The following is a 16,637-nucleotide window of genomic DNA, read 5'->3' as shown; positions in this document are numbered from 1 at the left end:
CGTCTCAAGCGTTGTCAGTCAGTCGATATGTTCAAGGAAATGGCGCGGTTAACTCGCCTTGCAATACCTATCCTCATAGCCCAATTGGCACAAACGCTGATGAGCCTTGTCGATACCGTGATGGCAGGCCAGGTCAGTGCCAATGACATGGCCGCTGTTGCGGTAGGTGCCAGCCTGTGGTGGCCGATGGCGCTGTTTATTCTTGGCATCTGCATGGCGCTAACGCCGATGGTGGCCAATCACCATGGTGCCAAAGACGACGCGGCCATTGCCCCTATTACCCAGCAAGGTGCCTGGCTGGCGATGGGCATAACCCTCTTGGTCCTTTGCCTGGCGCCGCTGGCACCACGGGTGCTACAGGTGATGGATGTTGCCCCGGCCCTTGCCGATAAAACCCGGCTCTATGTCGACTTTATCTGCCTGGGGCTACCGGCCTTTGCGCTATACAACAGCTTGCGCAGTTATGTGGAAGGCATGAGCCACACTATTCCTACCATGGTGATTGGCTTTTTAGGGCTGTTGGTGAACATTCCGGCGAACTATGTGTTTATCCATGGCCTGTTCGGGTTACCGAAGTTAGGGGGTGCCGGCTGTGGCCTCGCCACCGCACTGGTGATGTGGTTTATGCTGGCGGCCATTTGGCTCTATACCGTGTTTAGCAAGCGCTTTACGCACCTGGGGCTTTACCGGCAACTGTATAAACCCGACTTCAAGGTCATAGTGCATCTGGCCAAAATCGGCATTCCCATGGCACTGGCCTTTTTCTTTGAAGTGACCTTGTTTGCAGTGGTGGCGCTGCTGCTGGCTCCCCTTGGGGCCGTGGTGGTGGCCGGGCATCAAATTGCCATTAATTTCAGCTCTATCGTCTTTATGTTCCCGATGAGCCTGGCCTTGGCGGTTACCATTCGTATTGGCCATACCATGGGCGAAGGCCAACCGGATGCGGCGCGGCGCGTCTGTTATAGCGGATTTATTATGGGGGTCGCCATGGCGGCCACCACCTGCGTACTCACGGTGCTTTTTAGCAAATACATTGTGACACTCTATTCCGACGACTTAGCGGTACTGGCGCTTGCCAGCCACCTTATTTTGCTGGCTGCCATATACCAGCTGCCGGATGCCTTCCAAGTGGTCGCAGGTGGGGCGCTGCGGGGTTACAAGGATACCAAGGCCTTGTTTATTATTACCTTTGTCGCCTACTGGGTCATTGGCCTGCCCACCGGTTATACCTTAGCCATGACCAACCTTGTTACCCCGGCGATGGGGGCTTCGGGGTTTTGGATTGGCTTTATTGCCGGGCTAACGTCGGCGGCGGTGATGCTGGTTCTGAGGGTACGGGTACTGCACCAGCGCCGCGCCCAGGCGCAAATTCCCCTTGAGATAGTGGCATGAAATGGCTGGCCCTGGCACTGGCGCTATTACTCGCAGCCTGTTCGCCAGCGCCGAGCCCGCTTAACCAATACCCGCAGCGATTAGCCAACGTTTTTGACGTTAAAGCGCCGGCGGTTAGCTTACCGCTGCTTGCCAACGGCGGCGGCAGACAGTGGGCGCTAACCGTGCCAGAGGTCACCGTTAACGTTAAACAAGCTTACGCCCTTCGCCACTGCAACCTGCTAGGGCTAATTAGCGAGCGCAATGCGCCTTTGGGCAAAACCGCGCCACCGTCGCAGCGCTTTTTATATGAGGTCAAACTCTTAGCCGCGCTTAAGGCCTGCCAGCCGCAAGATGAAAGCCTTCAGCAGCTGGTGCAACAGTTGGTTAGCGAAAAATCGGCCAGCCTGCCGCTGGTGGCTTGGCGACTGGTAAGCGACGATGAAGCCTTTAGAGCCAACTGGCGCCATGACCGGGCACCGCTCAAGGCGTTTGCAGGCATCCAAAATGCCCAAACCCTGTTTAGTGATATCAGCGCCCTTCTCAAGGGCGACGATGAAAAACGCCAGGCACGGCTGGAAGACGAACTGGGCGACTTTGAAAATTCCCGTATTCTGGCTCGGCTCAATCAGCAGCTAAGTGATGGTATCCATTCCCTGAATGCCGTTACCACGCTAATAAAACGCCAAGGCCCCAAGCTCGTTTGCATCCATGGCCACCCTGGCAGCCAAGCCAAACGGGTTAGGGACTTTTTCTTTAGCTACTACGGCAAGCAGGTTCAGCCTTATTTAGGGCAACTCGTGGCTACCGATCGCGCTTTAAAAGGCAGCCTCTGGCCGCTGATAGCCCATCTTCCACACCCCAAGGACCCCAATATTGCCTTCTTGGCCAGCCAGCAACCGGACAGTTTAAGCGGGCAATTTATGGCCGCCCTTCATCGCCATACCCATGCCTGGCAACAGCTGCTAGGCCGCTGCGGCCTAGCGCCGGGCCCGTAGATCAACGGGCCCACGATAAGCCTTGGCCAATGGTCAGTTAGGGAAAGGCCGCTCATTTGCATAAAACCTCGCCAAACAGCAGCTTGGTCATTGTTTTGCACTTGCCGAGGCTAAGCCACGTCGCTATCATTGGCGTCCGTTCAGCCTTGCGCTGGCAGTACACCCGTAGCTCAGTTGGTTAGAGCACTACCTTGACATGGTAGGGGTCGGTGGTTCGAGTCCACTCGGGTGTACCAAAAATTCAGATGTATACACCCGTAGCTCAGTTGGTTAGAGCACTACCTTGACATGGTAGGGGTCGGTGGTTCGAGTCCACTCGGGTGTACCAAATTGCAAAAAGCCCGCTCAATTGAGCGGGCTTTTTGTTGGTAACTATTTACCCCAGCAACCAATCACAAAAGGCTTGTGGCGCCTCTATTGAAGGCACATGCCCTACCCCGTCCAAAACAGTCAAGGTGGCGCCAGGTAAATGGTTTGCCAGAGCTTGTAAGGTGGCGGGGGGCGTTGAGGCATCGTCACTGCCCGCCAGCAATTTTACCGCCACCTTATTCGCCTGCATTTGCCCCTGGCTGTTAAAAGCCGCCAGCAGCTGGCAAAGGGCAATGTAGCTTTGCTGATCGGTACGTGCCAGTTGCTGCTGCCAGCCACTGGCTAAGGCACTGTCTTTTGCAAGGGAACGCGGGGAAAACCAGCGCACAACCAGCTGCCCCGCCAGGGCCGCCAGGCTTTGGCCGTTAATGGCATCAATCCTCTCTTGCCAGCCCTGAGGGCTGCCGATCACCGCGCCAGTGTTAGTTAAAAAGGCTTTTTTAAGGCGCTCAGGTACCGTCATCAGCAGTTGCTGGCCGATAACGCCACCAATAGAGGTGCCACAAAAGCTAAAACGGGCAATATCCAGACTATCAATCAGTGCCAGCAAAGCGTTGCTGAGTGTGGCCACATCAATGGCCGTCACCGGGCCACTGGCACCGTGCCCAGGAAGATCCCAACTGAGTAGCCGATAGCGGCTTTGCAGCCGGTCTAAACAAGCATCCCACACCTGCTGCGACATGCCCAAAGGATGACTTAACACCAGTAACGGTTTGGCTTCATCCCCCAGCAGTCGGTATTGCAGCAATAGCGGGCCATTCACAAAAAAGGCCATAACAACTCCATGGCAATCAATCTGCCCTAACGCTAACGGCAACTTAGTGTCATGGTCAATCGAACGCCCTTGGACAAGGGCGCAAAAACCTTTAAAAAGCAAAGTTAATCAAACGCTTAGAATAGCCATATCATTTTACTTGGTATTAATACCTAAAAGATATGCCTGCTACAGTAGCGAAGGGTCTTGCTGCTTTTGGCTGACCAGCTCCGAGAGAATAAGGTTGGCTAGGCGCATTACGGCATTCGGCGGCTCGCGGCGGCGGCTGCAAAGCACCGGCGAGGTGGCATCGCTACCGGTAATGGCGCGAAACACCACATCTTCACGGGTGACTCTTTTCACCTGCTCCGGCACCAATGTGTACCCCAAATCAGAGGCCACCAACGCCAAGGCGGTTTGCACATCGTTAACCTGCTGCACCGGGTTAGGCTTTAGTGCCTGATTGGCAAACAGCCCCTGCATAATGTCGGCAAAATTAGGGCCGCTGCCACTTGGGTACACCACCAAAGGTTCATTCGCCAACTGGCTAAGGCTCACCGGCCCCGTTGCCAGCGGATGTTCAGCCGGCAAGGCAGCGATAATGCGCTCGTTGAATAGAAGCTCTTGTTCTACTTCACTATCGTCGATGTAAAGGCGGCCAAAACCTATATCAATATGGCCCGCTTTTAAGGCTTCAACCTGCTCGCCGGTTTTCATCTCTTTGAGGACAATTTCCACATTCTTATTTTGCCGCAGTCGCCGCACCAACCGCGGTAACTGGCCATAAAAAATGGAAGGTACAAAGCCGATACCAAACACCTGCTTGCCGTGACTGGCCACCTGCCGGGTGCCTGCAACCGTGGCAGCGACCTTATCGAGAATTTGCCGGGCATGGTCCAGAAAATAGCGGCCGGCCGGGGTTAACTTCAGGCCCCTGGCTTCGCGAATAAAAAGCGTCGCCCCAATTTCATCTTCCAGTTGCTTTATCTGCCGGGTAAGCGGCGGCTGGGCAATAAATAGCTTTTGCGCGGCACGGGTGAGGTTTAACTCCTCTGCGGCGGCGCAGAAATAACGTAAATGCCTGAGCTCCATCATACCTCCAGGGTATGGCGACCAACCAAATCAATATTGGTTACTGCCTGTCACTGCCCTTACTGTTCCAAGGGAAGTTTACGTAAAGGAAGAATTAAACCATGCCAGCCACGGTGCAGGAAATAGAAACCTTGTTGGTGGATATTCCCACTATTCGCCCTCACAAGTTGTCCATGACGACCATGGGCTGCCAAACCATGATGATACTGCGCCTCACCGACAGCGACGGCTTAGTAGGTATTGGCGAAGCCACTACCATCGGCGGCTTGAGTTATGGTCCCCAAAGCCCTGAAGGCATTAAATCCGCCATCGACCATTACCTGGGGCCCTTATTAAAAGGCCAAAACTGCGATGATATCAACGGGATTTGCCTGCGCCTTAATAGCGCGGTAAAGGGCAACAGTTTTGCCAAGTCCGCCATTGAAACTGCGCTTTGGGATCTGAAAGGCAAACGCCTTAATCAGCCCCTGCATGCCCTTTGGGGCGGCGCCGTTAATAGCCACTTGCCGGTACTTTGGACCCTGGCTAGCGGCGATACCGCCCGCGATATCGACGAAGCCAAAAGCCTTATCAGTGCCGGGCGCCATAACTGCTTTAAGTTGAAAATTGGCGCCCGTAGCTTAACCGCTGACGTGAGCCACGTTGCGGCCATTAAGGCCGCCCTTGGCGATGACATCAGTGTCAGGGTAGATGTAAACCAAGCCTGGGATGCCAGCACCGCCGCCAAGGGCATGCAGATGCTGCAAGACGCCGGTATCGACCTGGTAGAACAGCCCACACCGGCCAAAGAACGCGCCGCCTTGGCGCAGCTTTGTAGCCGCTTTGTGATCCCCATTCTCGCCGACGAAGCCATTGAGGACAGCCTTGACGCCTTTAGCCTGGCCGCCGCTGGTTTTTGTGGCGCCTTTGCCTTGAAGATTGCCAAAGCAGGCGGCCCACAGCAGGCCCTTAAGGTGGCCGCCGTTGCCAGAAGCGCCGGTATTGGCCTTTACGGCGGCACCATGCTCGAAGGCAGTATTGGCACTGCCGCTGCCCTGCACGCCTGGGCCACCTTAGGCCCACTGCAGTGGGGCACCGAAATGTTCGGGCCGCTGCTGATGAAAGACGACATCGTGACCGAGCCCCTTCGCTACCACAACTTTGGGGTCAGCCTGCCCACCGGGCCAGGGCTTGGCATTGAACTAGACCAAGACAAGCTGGCGTTTTATCGCCGCAACGACTGAGAAGGACAACACCATGCTGTTTAAAGTGGAAATGACCGTCAATATTCCCGCCTCCATGCCCAAGGCCGATGCCGACGCCGTTAAAGCTAAGGAAAAGGCCTATTTCCAAGAACTGCAAACCCAGGGTAAATGGCGCCACATATGGCGTGTGGCCGGGCTTTACGCCAATGTCAGTATCTTTGATGTTGCCGATAACACCGAGCTGCACGACATTCTGACGGCCCTTCCCCTCTACCCCTATATGGACGTTACTGTGACGCCGTTATGCCGCCACCCCTCGTCCATTCACAGTGACGACCGCTAAAGGGCGAAGACCCAAAGCGGCCACAACAAGAACATCAGGAGCTAATTATGTCAGTTAAAGTAATGCAGACCGAAGCCGTGCAAACCCTGTTGGAAAAAGCCAGTGGTTTTGACCAAAGCGGCGGTAGCCAACGTGCCAAAACCCTTATTCACCGCGTGCTAAGCGACCTTTATAAAGCGGTAGACGACCTTAACGTTACCGACCAAGAGTTCTGGGCCGCCATGAGCTACCTCAATGAACTGGGGCAAAGCGGTGAGGCAGCCTTACTGGCGGCCGGTATCGGTTTTGAGCATTTCCTTGATATTCGTAGCGACGCCATCGATGCTGCCGAAGGTTTTGAAGGGGGCACGCCGCGCACCATTGAAGGCCCACTCTATGTGGCAGGCGCCCCTATCAGCGACGGTTTTGCCCGTATGGACGATGGTAAAGACCCCGCCGAAACCATGATTGTTACCGGCACCGTTACCGACAACAATGGCCAGCCCATCGCTGGCGCCGTTGTAGATATTTGGCACGCCAACTCCAAGGGCTGCTATTCCTATTTTGATAAAAGCCAGAGCGACTATAACCTGCGCCGGCGCATCCGCACCGACGAAAACGGCCGTTACGTTGCCCGCTCTATTGTGCCAAGCGGTTATGGCTGCCCGCCCGAAGGCCCTACCCAAAAGCTGCTTGACCTTATTGGCCGCCACGGTAACCGCCCGGCGCACATTCACTACTTTATTAGCGCCGACAATTACCGCCACCTGACCACGCAAATTAATCTAGATGGCGACCCTTACCTGCATGACGACTTTGCTTTTGCGACCCGCGATGAGCTTATCGCCGAGGCAAAGAAAATCACCGACCCGGCCAAGGCCGAAGCCTACGGTTTAAGCGGGCCATTTAACCTGGTGACCTTTGATATCACCTTGTTGCCCACTGAAAATGACGACAAAACCCACCGCGGCAATCGCGAGCGGGCGCTAGAAGCGTAAGGATTTCCTTCCTTGGTATCGGACCTTGTTACTTCGCTGCCCCGATACCTTTTTTATTCTAAAGACAAAAAAGGCGTGCCAAGCACGCCTTTTCATTATGCCTGCGCCATCTTCGGCGCCGTGGCTTCTTTCTCCCTGGCAAAGGGGGCTATGGGATTATTAAGCACCCCGGCAAACTGCAAGCTGCCGGCCGGATCAGCCAAGTCCACCATTTGCTGGTTATTGGCCAGTTGCAGACGGTTGAGGCAGGAAAGGGTAAATTGCGGGGCAAAGAGATCGTGTTTTTTAAACTTCTCGGCAAGCGCTGGGTGGGCGTCCTGATACTGGAGCACACATTCGGCCACTAACGCCCAAAATACCCCTTCGCTTACATCCGCTTGTTCTTCCAAAATGGCGCCAATAAAGCGGAAGAAGCAGTCGAAGACATCGGTCAAAATCGATAACACCTTGTAGTCATCGGGTACCGCCACCGCCAGCCTTTTCACCTGTTCCGACAGCACCACCTCGGTATTAAGAATGGCAATTTCCTCGGCAATGTCTTTCATGATGGCCCGCACCGGTACCTGGTTTTCCATCACTAAAATCAGGTTTTCACCGTGGGGCATAAACACCAGGTCGTGGGCGTAAAAGCAGTGCAGCAGCGGGCTCAAATAAGCCTTTAAATAGCGGCGCAGCCACTGGCGCGTATCAAGGCCCGAGGCGCGAATAAGCGCCACCAGCAAGGCCTTGCCGTCGTTATCCTGATGCAACAGCGCGGTCATGCTCATCAGCTTTTGCCCAGGGTTCAAGCTTGGCAGCGGACTTTCGCGCCAAAGGCCGGATAGCATCTTGCGATAAGGGCTGTGTTTATCCAGGGTGGTTTCAAAATCCGGGTGCATATAACCCACCCCAGCCACTTCACGCAGAATGCTAAAGCCGGTCTCTGCCAGGTAAGGGTCTTGGTTAACCAGGTCGTAGACAAAGTCGTTAATGGCCGGGGTCGTACTCATGTAATAGGGGGACAGACCGCGCATAAAGCCCATATTGAGAATCGAAAGCGCGGTTTTTACATAGCAATTTTCGGGTTTGTCACGGTTAAAAAAGGTGCGGATAGACTGCTGCGCCTGGTAACAATCCAGGCCTTCCCCCAAGCAAATAAGCCGCCCCGTTGCCAGGGGCTTGGCAAAGAGGTAAACCAGCTTGTTAAACCACTGCCAGGGGTGCACCGGCATCAGGTAATAATGCGCCGGGTTAAAGCCCTTTTGGCTAATGCTGGCCTCAAAATCATTGAGCTGGCCTTCGCCCAGTTCGCTTAATAACAGCCGCCGGTAATCAAGGTCTCGACTGGTGGCAAACACGCTGTCGTCTTTGTGGGCGGCCAGCCAAATTAGCCGCACCGGCTGCCCGGCTTCCGGGGCATAGGCCGGAAAATCCAAGGCGTCAAAACCAATGCGGCCATTGTTGGCAATAAAACAGGGATGACCTTCGGTCATTGCCCGCTCAATGGTTTGAAAATCCACATCCACCAGTTCAGCGCTGCTGTATTGCTGGTGTTCGGCCTTATAGGCGGCGCTGTATAAGGTGGCGGCAATTTCTTCAAGGTAGGTGCCAAGCATGGCGGGCTTGATTTTTAGCTGCTGTTGGCAGGCAAGCACCAGCGATGCCGCATCAATAGGTTGGCACTGCTGATGCTGCCAGCATTCAATGCTGTCAGCGGCGATAAGCCAATGGTCAAGGGCAGTGATTTTCGCTGTAAAGCGGTAAAGGCTTTGGCCATCGTCGGCGGCAACGCTATACACGCCGTCACCAAGCGCCTTGGGTATAAAGACTTTTTCATGGCAAAGCTCGGCGAGCATTTTGCGCACCAGGTGGCGGTTAACCTGCTGCCAGCGCGCCGGGGTTAGATGCGCGGCAACGGCCAAAGAGCGGTGCGGTGTTGGCTGCTGCGCCTTAGCAAATTGTTCTGCCGTGCAAAACGCCAGCTCGGCAATCTTGTCAGGCAAGGTAATTTGCCGCTCGTAGACAAATCCGGCCTGGCGATTAAGGCGGTGAATTGCTTGGTTGCGGGTGTCGGGCTCCACCACCACGCGGCTGGCCCCCACTCCGTCAAAGCAAAAATGCAGGGTGGCGTTAAAGGCGGCGCGGCTAAAACCACGTATCGGTGTCTTGGCCGGGGCCAGCAAAATATGCATACCCAGATCGCCAGGGGCAACAGCGTAATGCTCGCCAACCGGGTCTTGCGCCGGGTCATAGCATTCAATCAGCATGACCGCCTTGCCTTGGTGCTCACCGATAAAGCCGCCGCCTTTACCGCTTGATTTGAGCTGTTGGTAGAAGTCGCAAAGCTCACTGATGCTCAGTTTCTCCATCGCCCAAAAACGCGCCCGCTGCTGGCTTAGCCAGCCATGGATTAAGGCCATGTCGTCCGGCAGTTTTAACGGCCTTAGGGTAAAGGCGCCGACTTTGGGGTCAAGAAAAGTAAAAGGGGCAATAGTGTCAGGTAATGTCATGCATCACTCCTTGAAAGCGTTGGTTTATTACCCGCCGACGTGGCGGGTTTTAAAAAGAGGGTAAAGACCAGGGCGCAAGCCAACAGGCTTACCGTGGCCACAAAGAAAGGACATTCGGGAACAAAGGCGCTATTGAGATAACCGGCCAGCCAAGAGGCCATTAGCACCCCCAGGTTTTGGCTGAAACTCACCTTGGCAAAGTCGGTGGCGTAATGGGCCGGGGTACTTAAGCGAAACAGCAGTTGGTCAAGCCGCACCGTGGCGTGATAAAGCCCCCAACCAAACAGTAAACGCCCTATTAGCACCCACAATGGCGAAAGCGCACTTTGCAACAGCACGCCAATCACCAAAAAGCTCAGCGGCCCCAGTAATTGCCAAGGATCAGACGCGGTTTTGTGGCGATAACTACGCCATAGCGCCAGCAACGCCACCCCGGCAGGCAATGCAAACACCAACCCGGACACCAGGGTGTCGTCAATGCCGCTACGCCCTTCCCAATAACGGGTAAAAAAGGGCCGAATAAGATAAATACTGAAGTAAAACAGCACCATGACGCTGCAAAGGCGCACTAGCAGTCGCCAAGAAGAACCTTGGCCCTTCGCTGGCGAAGGTGCGGCCTGCAGTGGCGGCTGGCGCCGCTTTAGCCACAGGCAAAGCGCGGTTTGCAAAACATCGCCCAGCGCCATCAACACAAAAATGTCGCGCGCGTTCAGCCACTGCAACATGCCCCCGCCCAGCAGTGCCCCGGCAATGGCGCCAAAATGCACCGTAACCGACAGCAGGCCGATAGTACGGCCATGATGCTGTTGCTGCTCCAAGGCCATAATTTGCGGATAAATCAGCAGATAACTGGCTTTAAAGGCCAGCATCAGCAACGAGGCGAGCCAAAAAAGCCCAAAGCTCGTCACCCAATAGCAGCTCAGGCTTAAAGCCGCGGCCACTAGCTGGGTAGCAATAAGGATGTTCAGTAACGAACGTCCCCTGGCGAGCCTTGCCCACACCGGAAACGCCAGCATCACCACCGCGCAAATGGCAGCAAGATAGAGCCCTACCCAGTGGGCGTTGTGGCGGGCAAAGGCCTCGGCGAAAAAGCGGGGATAAAACGGCACCAGCATTGCATCCCCCACCACGGCGATGAGGGTGAGCACAATCAGTGCCGACTTAAACGACAGTCGCATCAGAGTAAGGTCTCCAGCGGTTGCCGGGTAACGGCGCTTTGGCCAGCGCCAAACTCTTGAAAGGCTATGCGTTTTTCAACCGGATAAACCTCGCGGCCGGTTAATGAGCGCAAAATGCAGCTATTGCGATAGCACGCCATACCCAGATCCGGGGTGACAAAACCGTGGCTGTGTAGCTCGGCATTTTGCACAAACACCCGGCCCCCGCTCTTATCGATGCTGTAATCGCGGCGCACCGCGAAGCGGCCCTGGTTGTCCCAGTTAAGCTCCTGTGCCACCGGCGTTAAAAACGCCGGCACTTGATAGCGATAGCCGGTTGCCAGCACCAAGCCTTGGGTTTGGTGCTGAAAGTGGCGGCCCTGTTCCTGATGATAAAAGCGCAGTGAAAAACCCTGCTCGGGGGCATAGTTGGCATCTTCTAGCGCCACGTTGGTGCGCAGCTCCACCGGCACCCGGCCACTAAGCCGTTTGGCGTACAGGCAGTCAAAAATGGCGTTGATAAGCTCACTGTTGATGCCTTTATAGAGGTGTTTTTGACTGCTGATGAGGGCATCGCGCCTGGCACCTGGCAAGGCATGGAAGTAATCAACGTATTCAGGCGATGTCATTTCCAGGGTGAGCTTGGAATACTCCAGCGGGAAAAAACGCGGTGAACGGGTCAGCCAGTTCAGCTGGTAACCGTGGCTATCAATGTCTTGCAGCAGATCGTAGAAAATCTCGGCGGCGCTTTGCCCGGAACCCAGGACCGTAATGGCCTTTTGCTGTTGCAGCTGCGCCTTTTGATAAAGGTATTGCGAGGCATGCAGCACTGGCCCGTCAAGGTTTTCACAGCACTTAGGCACAAAGGGTTTGGGGCCGGTGCCTAGCACCAGTTTGCGCGCCAGCACCTCACTTTGCTGGCCGGTTTTGCTGCACACCAAATTGACGCGGTAGCAGTCGAGCTGTTCGTCAAAGTGCACCGCATCGACCCGGCGGTTAAAGCGAATATTGCTTAATTGCTGGCTAACCCATTGGCAATATTGGTTGTATTCACGGCGCAGTAAAAAGAAGTTCTCGCGAATATAGAAGCTGTAAAGGCGCCCTTGCTGCTTGATGTAATTTAAAAAGCTGTAGCGGCTGGTGGGGTCAGCCAGGGTTACCAAGTCCGACATAAAAGGGGTTTGCAGGTGCACATCTTCCATCATCAACCCCGGGTGCCAGTCAAAACCGGGGCGCTGGTCAACAAAGAGTGCCTTTAGTTCGCTAACCGGTTCGGCCAAACACGCCAGACTTAAGTTAAAGGGCCCAAGGCCCACTCCCAGCACATCAATAATGGGCTTAGCCATGGGCCACCTCCTCCAGATTATGGTGTTCGCTAAATTGCGCCAGCAGCCGCTGGCCTTGCTGTTTAATCATTTCCACCACCCCTTGCATGTCACTGATGGTGGTGGCGGGGTTGAGTAGGGTGAATTTGAGGTATTGGCGGCCCTTTACCTGGGTGGCGGCGATCATGGCCTGGCCTGACGCCATCACGGCTTGGCGAATAGCCTTGTTAAGCCGATCCCAGTCGCCAACCAGCCCTGCCGGGCGAAAACGAAACACCACAGCGCTTAATTGCGGCTGGTGCAGCACCTCGATGTCGGGTTCGGACAGCAACAAAAGATAAGTGCGGCGCGCTAACAGCATGGCCGCTTCAAAGCCTTGGCCAATAGCGTCCGCCCCCATAATGCGCAGGGTCAGCCACAGCTTTAAGGCGTCAAAGCGGCGGGTGGTTTGCAGGCTTTTATCCACCAGATTGGGTGTGCCTTCCTGGCGCTGGCTTAGGGGGTTGAGGTAGTCGGCATGCCAGGTCACCACACTTAAATGGGCTTTGTTTTTAACCAACAGCGCGCTGCAACTGACCGGCTGGAAAAAGGCCTTGTGGTAGTCGACAGTCACCGAGTCAGCCAATTCAATGCCGCTAAGGCGCCAGCGCTGCTTTGAAGACACCAGCAGGCCGCAACCGTACGCGGCGTCGACATGGCACCAGGCGCCCACCTCTTTGGCCACTTTGGCCACTTTGGCAATGGGGTCGATACTGCCAAAGTCGGTGGTACCAGCCGTTGCCACCACGGCCATGGGCAGCTTGCCAGCGGCTTTTGCCGCCTCCAGCGCTGTGTTTAGGGCCGCGATATCCATGGCAAAGTGCCGATCGCAAGGCACGGCGACCACAGCGTCATAACCCAGCCCCAGTAGCGCTGCTGCTTTTTGGATGGAAAAGTGACTTAGCTCTGAGCAAAAAATTTGTAAGCGCTTGGCCTCTGGCGGCAGGCCATGCTCGCGTACGTTGTGGCCAAAATATTGCTGGCAGGCGTTGTCCCGCGCCAGCAGCATTGCCATCAGGTTCGACTGGGTGCCACCGCTGGTAAAAATGCCGTCGGCGTCCTGGTCAAAACCAATACGCTTTGCCGTCCAGTCCACCAGGCTTTGCTCAATGAAGGTGGCGCCACCGCTTTGGTCCCAGGTATCTACCGAGGTATTAAGCGCCGACAAAATCAGCTCTGCCAGCAGTGACGGCACTACCACCGGGCAATTGAGATGGGCAACATAATGGCGGTGATGAAAATACACCGCGTCATCTAAATAGAGCTGTTCAAGCTCAGTCAGTGCGGCGTTGACATCGCTAAGGGGGGTATTTAAATCGAGCTTGGAAAATGCCTTGGCAAGCGCCCTAGGGGTTTTGCCACTAAAGGGCTTAGCGGTGGCGGTTAAGCGCTTTTCTACCAGTGCCAAACCTTTTTCGAGGTGTTGCCGATATAGGCCAAGCTGTTGGTCGTTAAAAAGAAATGCCGTGGGATCTGACGATAAACCACCGGCTTTTACTAAGGAATTAGGCTGCGCGTTGTCCATGATGAGCCTTCTGGTTAGGTTGAAAAAACAGGGCTGACAGAGCACCTGTGCGAAACACCATTTTATATAATGAAAATCATTCTCATTATTAAATAAAAAATTTCAACCCTGAAAAAAGTGCAGGTTTATGGCTCTGTACAAATCACTGGCGGTGTTAAAGGGGAAAATGGTGCGATAGCGCACGCCCAAAGCAACTCAGCACCTTCATGGTTTGCGCGACACGACAGTACGTGGTTTAGCCAGGATGAATAGAAAAGCGACGGCTTTTTAAGCTATTGCGGCTTTGGTGCCATTATCTCAAGATGGCGTTATGCCTTAAGGAGGGGGAGTTTATGGATATGGCAAGGCAGCCAGCTTCGGCAATGCAACATCAAAACAGCCTAACCTACTTGGTCTTTGCCCTCGCCTTTACCAGCGGCTTTGCCATTATGTCGGTGGAATTACTGGGCGGACGGATACTGGCCCCTTACTTTGGCTCAAGCATTTATGTGTGGGGCTCGGTCATCACCATTTTCATGGTGGCACTGTCGTTGGGTTATTTGATTGGTGGCCGGTTGTCACTACGCACCCCGAACCTGGCTCGCTATGGGCTTTTTTATGCACTTGCCGCCGTGGCGCTGATGCCGATTGTGTTACTCGGGGAAAATGCCATGGCGATGGTGTTTAAACATGTCACCGACCCCCGCTATGGTTCTTTACTGGCCGCATCAGTGCTGTTTTTTCTCCCCACCTTGGTGATGGGCATGATAGCGCCCTACTCGGTACGGCTGTTGGTCAAACACCAGCAGCACAGTGGCCAAGTGGCAGGTTTTTTATATTTTATCTCTACCTTGGGAAGTGCCCTTGGCACCCTTGCCACATCCTTTTATCTGGTGCTGTGGCTCGAGGTAAATACCATTATGTTGGCGCTGATAGCACTGATGTTTACCGGCGCCTTGGTCGCTTTTTTAGGTCATTACGGGATGAAAGAACGGTGTCTATGATGCGATTGATGGGGCTGCTACTGTCGGTATTTGCCGCCAACAGCACAGCAAAAACGGTGCATCAGGAAAGGTCCTTGTACCAAAACTTGTCGGTGGTTGAAAAAGACGGCCGTCGCTGCCTGGTTTTTGCCGCCATAAGGGGCGACCAAAACCAAACCTGCCAGTACCTTGATGGCAGCGAAAAGCTGGTGTTCCCTTATGTGCGCATGGTACTTGCTGGCCTGTTAGTGAACCCAAAACCACAACGCATTTTAATGGTCGGCCTGGGGGGCGGTTCGGTGCCAACAGTGCTGCACGAACTTTACCCTGATTCACAAATTGACGTGGTAGAAATAGATCCGGCCGTTGAAAAAGTGGCTAAAGCCTATTTTGGTTTTAAAGAGTCGGCCAAGATGCAGGTCACCATCAGCGATGCCAGGGTCTTTATTAAAAGAGCGGCACTATCTCATCAGCAATACGATTTGGTGATCCTCGATGCCTTTAATGGCGACTACATCCCCGAGCACCTCATGACCGAAGAGTTCTTAGAGGAAAGCAAAGGCTTATTAAGCGACCAGGGCGTGTTGGTGGCCAACACTTTCTCTACCAGCAAGTTGTACGACCATGAGTCCACAACCTACCGCAAGGTATTTGGGCCCTTTTTCAATTTTAAAATGAAAGGCACCTTAAACCGGGTCATTATCGCGGCCAAAGCTCCGCTGCCGAGCGCGCAAACCCTTAACGAAAATGCCGCGTCGTTGACGCCCGAGCTAAAAGCCTTCGCCGTGCCCATAGCGCAGTATCCGGACAAACTGTCCACCGCCATTGACTGGGACACGTCGGCCAGAGTGCTAACCGACCAATACGCACCCGTTAACTTGTTAAATAAAGAATAAAGCTAACGTAATGAGTATGTTGGAAAAACAGCCCAACAAGGCTTGGCAGCCAATAAAAAGGCGGCCAGTTTTTTTTTACAACAATTTGGTCGTCTTAATGAGAAATAACCCGAGGTATAATGCTCTGATACGGGCAATAGCCTTTTAATTGACTACAGGCAAAACCATGAGAAACAGCAGTCAAAAATCTCAGGGCCTCCTGCTTTTCAACCTGACCGAGCGCCAAACCTTTGCGCTGGGTACATTGAAAGTCAGGGAAATTGTGCCTTATCAGCCCCTGACCATGTTGCCAAAGTCGCACCATACGGTGCTGGGCTCAGCCCCTATTCGTGGCAACCCGATCCCGGTTATCGACATGGCCGCCGCCGTTGGTTATCGGCCCATCCAGCCGGAAGAGATGAAGCATTGCTTTATTATCATCACCGATTGCCAGCGGCAAATCGTCGGTTTTATGGTGCGTAAAGTTGACCGGATCATGGAAAGTGACTGGCGCAATATATCCCCAGCCCCACGCTCTGCCGGGCGCAATATTTTTGTGTCGGGGGTAACCCATTTTGACGGCAAAATGGTGCAGCTGCTGGACATCGAGATGTTGCTGTCGCACATTTTCCCGCCGGTAGATGAACACCTGTTTGCTCAAATCAGCGCCAGTGATCAGCGCCAGCTGCGCCAACAGCGCATTTTGTTTGTAGACGACTCCCATGTGGCCCGTAAGCAGTTATCTGACGCCCTCAACTTTATCGAGATCCCGTTCGATTTTTGTACCGACGGCGCTGATGCTCTGGAGATGATGAAAAAGGCTGCCGAAGAAGGCCAGCCCTACAACATTCTGGTCAGCGATATTGAAATGCCAGGCCTGGACGGTTACGAGCTGACCTTTGAGGTGCGGGATAACAGCAAAATCAAAGGCTGTTACATCATTTTGCACACCTCATTGTCCAGCGAAATTAGCGTTGATAGAGCGCACCAAGTCGGCGCCAATGAGGCCTTAACCAAGTTTGACGCCGCCGAGCTGATCCACGGCATGCTAAGGGGCGCCGAACACGTCGAAAAAGGCGATGTAACCCCTGGCGTAGAAAGCCGAAAAATCACCCAATAAGCCGCTTAGCTCACAATGGGTATTAAAAAGGGCGCTGCGGCGCCCTTTTTAGTCAGC

14 protein-coding genes and 2 tRNA genes are annotated in these 16,637 nt (G+C 54.3%); 10 read left to right on the top strand and 6 right to left on the bottom strand.

What is annotated here, in order from left to right:
* Nucleotides 1-27 precede the first annotated feature (27 nt).
* The 4 genes from DW350_RS08170 to DW350_RS08155 all read left to right on the top strand — a co-directional run bounded on the left by DW350_RS08170 (nucleotide 28) and on the right by DW350_RS08155 (nucleotide 2,697).
* Nucleotides 28-1,392 carry an MATE family efflux transporter gene (locus DW350_RS08170; protein ID WP_115718389.1) on the top strand — a complete coding sequence of 455 codons (1,365 nt, stop codon included), beginning with the start codon at nucleotides 28-30 and terminating at the stop codon, nucleotides 1,390-1,392.
* Nucleotides 1,389-2,369, top strand: a complete 981-nt coding sequence (locus tag DW350_RS08165; protein ID WP_115718388.1) for a DUF3080 family protein — start codon at nucleotides 1,389-1,391, stop codon at nucleotides 2,367-2,369. The genes DW350_RS08170 and DW350_RS08165 overlap by 4 nt, the downstream gene beginning before the upstream one ends.
* Before the next feature lie 159 nt (nucleotides 2,370-2,528).
* Nucleotides 2,529-2,605: transfer RNA gene (locus tag DW350_RS08160), tRNA-Val, on the top strand.
* Nucleotides 2,606-2,620: 15 nt separating this feature from the next.
* Nucleotides 2,621-2,697, top strand: a tRNA-Val gene (locus DW350_RS08155).
* 48 nt (nucleotides 2,698-2,745) lie between these two features.
* On the opposite strand, the gene DW350_RS08150 is transcribed toward DW350_RS08155, so the two are convergent.
* Nucleotides 2,746-3,513 carry an alpha/beta fold hydrolase gene (locus tag DW350_RS08150; protein WP_115718387.1) on the bottom strand — a complete coding sequence of 256 codons (768 nt, stop codon included), beginning with the start codon at nucleotides 3,511-3,513 and terminating at the stop codon, nucleotides 2,746-2,748.
* A 168-nt stretch (nucleotides 3,514-3,681) separates the two neighbouring features.
* Nucleotides 3,682-4,587 (bottom strand): LysR family transcriptional regulator, encoded by a 906-nt coding sequence (locus DW350_RS08145; protein ID WP_336406986.1) that lies wholly within the window; start codon nucleotides 4,585-4,587, stop codon nucleotides 3,682-3,684.
* Between the two features lie 98 nt (nucleotides 4,588-4,685).
* Here DW350_RS08145 and DW350_RS08140 point away from each other — a divergent pair, with 98 nt between their 5' ends.
* The 3 genes from DW350_RS08140 to catA are packed head-to-tail and all read left to right on the top strand — an operon-like array spanning nucleotide 4,686 to nucleotide 7,088.
* Nucleotides 4,686-5,807: a muconate/chloromuconate family cycloisomerase gene (locus DW350_RS08140; RefSeq protein ID WP_115718385.1), complete on the top strand. Its 1,122-nt coding sequence runs from the start codon at nucleotides 4,686-4,688 to the stop codon at nucleotides 5,805-5,807.
* A gap of 13 nt (nucleotides 5,808-5,820) precedes the next feature.
* Complete coding sequence (gene catC, locus DW350_RS08135; protein ID WP_115718384.1) at nucleotides 5,821-6,111, top strand: muconolactone Delta-isomerase; 291 nt, start codon at nucleotides 5,821-5,823, stop codon at nucleotides 6,109-6,111.
* Nucleotides 6,112-6,158: 47 nt separating this feature from the next.
* Complete coding sequence (gene catA, locus DW350_RS08130; RefSeq protein ID WP_115718383.1) at nucleotides 6,159-7,088, top strand: catechol 1,2-dioxygenase; 930 nt, start codon at nucleotides 6,159-6,161, stop codon at nucleotides 7,086-7,088.
* 95 nt (nucleotides 7,089-7,183) lie between these two features.
* On the opposite strand, the gene DW350_RS08125 is transcribed toward catA, so the two are convergent.
* The 4 genes from DW350_RS08125 to DW350_RS08110 are packed head-to-tail and all read right to left on the bottom strand — an operon-like array spanning nucleotide 7,184 to nucleotide 13,623.
* Nucleotides 7,184-9,577 (bottom strand): GNAT family N-acetyltransferase, encoded by a 2,394-nt coding sequence (locus DW350_RS08125; protein ID WP_115718382.1) that lies wholly within the window; start codon nucleotides 9,575-9,577, stop codon nucleotides 7,184-7,186.
* Entirely contained in the window at nucleotides 9,574-10,755 is a 1,182-nt protein-coding gene (locus DW350_RS08120) for an MFS transporter (protein ID WP_226911416.1), read from the bottom strand. The genes DW350_RS08125 and DW350_RS08120 overlap by 4 nt, the downstream gene beginning before the upstream one ends.
* Nucleotides 10,755-12,080 (bottom strand): lysine N(6)-hydroxylase/L-ornithine N(5)-oxygenase family protein, encoded by a 1,326-nt coding sequence (locus DW350_RS08115; RefSeq protein WP_115718381.1) that lies wholly within the window; start codon nucleotides 12,078-12,080, stop codon nucleotides 10,755-10,757. Before DW350_RS08115 ends, DW350_RS08120 begins: the two co-directional genes overlap by 1 nt.
* Complete coding sequence (locus DW350_RS08110; protein ID WP_115718380.1) at nucleotides 12,073-13,623, bottom strand: pyridoxal phosphate-dependent decarboxylase family protein; 1,551 nt, start codon at nucleotides 13,621-13,623, stop codon at nucleotides 12,073-12,075. The genes DW350_RS08115 and DW350_RS08110 overlap by 8 nt, the downstream gene beginning before the upstream one ends.
* A gap of 332 nt (nucleotides 13,624-13,955) precedes the next feature.
* Here DW350_RS08110 and DW350_RS08105 point away from each other — a divergent pair, with 332 nt between their 5' ends.
* The 3 genes from DW350_RS08105 (at nucleotide 13,956) to DW350_RS08095 (ending at nucleotide 16,580) form a co-directional block, all read left to right on the top strand.
* Nucleotides 13,956-14,606 (top strand): fused MFS/spermidine synthase, encoded by a 651-nt coding sequence (locus tag DW350_RS08105; RefSeq protein ID WP_336406985.1) that lies wholly within the window; start codon nucleotides 13,956-13,958, stop codon nucleotides 14,604-14,606.
* Nucleotides 14,603-15,481: a spermidine synthase gene (locus DW350_RS08100; protein WP_226911415.1), complete on the top strand. Its 879-nt coding sequence runs from the start codon at nucleotides 14,603-14,605 to the stop codon at nucleotides 15,479-15,481. The genes DW350_RS08105 and DW350_RS08100 overlap by 4 nt, the downstream gene beginning before the upstream one ends.
* A gap of 166 nt (nucleotides 15,482-15,647) precedes the next feature.
* The gene (locus DW350_RS08095) at nucleotides 15,648-16,580 is read left to right on the top strand and encodes a chemotaxis protein (protein WP_115718378.1); all 933 of its coding nucleotides are present in this window, start codon (nucleotides 15,648-15,650) and stop codon (nucleotides 16,578-16,580) included.
* Nucleotides 16,581-16,637: the final 57 nt, after the last annotated feature.

This window comes from Gallaecimonas mangrovi (assembly GCF_003367375.1).
GTDB lineage: Bacteria > Pseudomonadota > Gammaproteobacteria > Enterobacterales > Gallaecimonadaceae > Gallaecimonas > Gallaecimonas mangrovi.
Note: the sequence above shows the minus strand (reverse complement) of the source record. Positions and strands in the feature narration are given on the sequence as shown.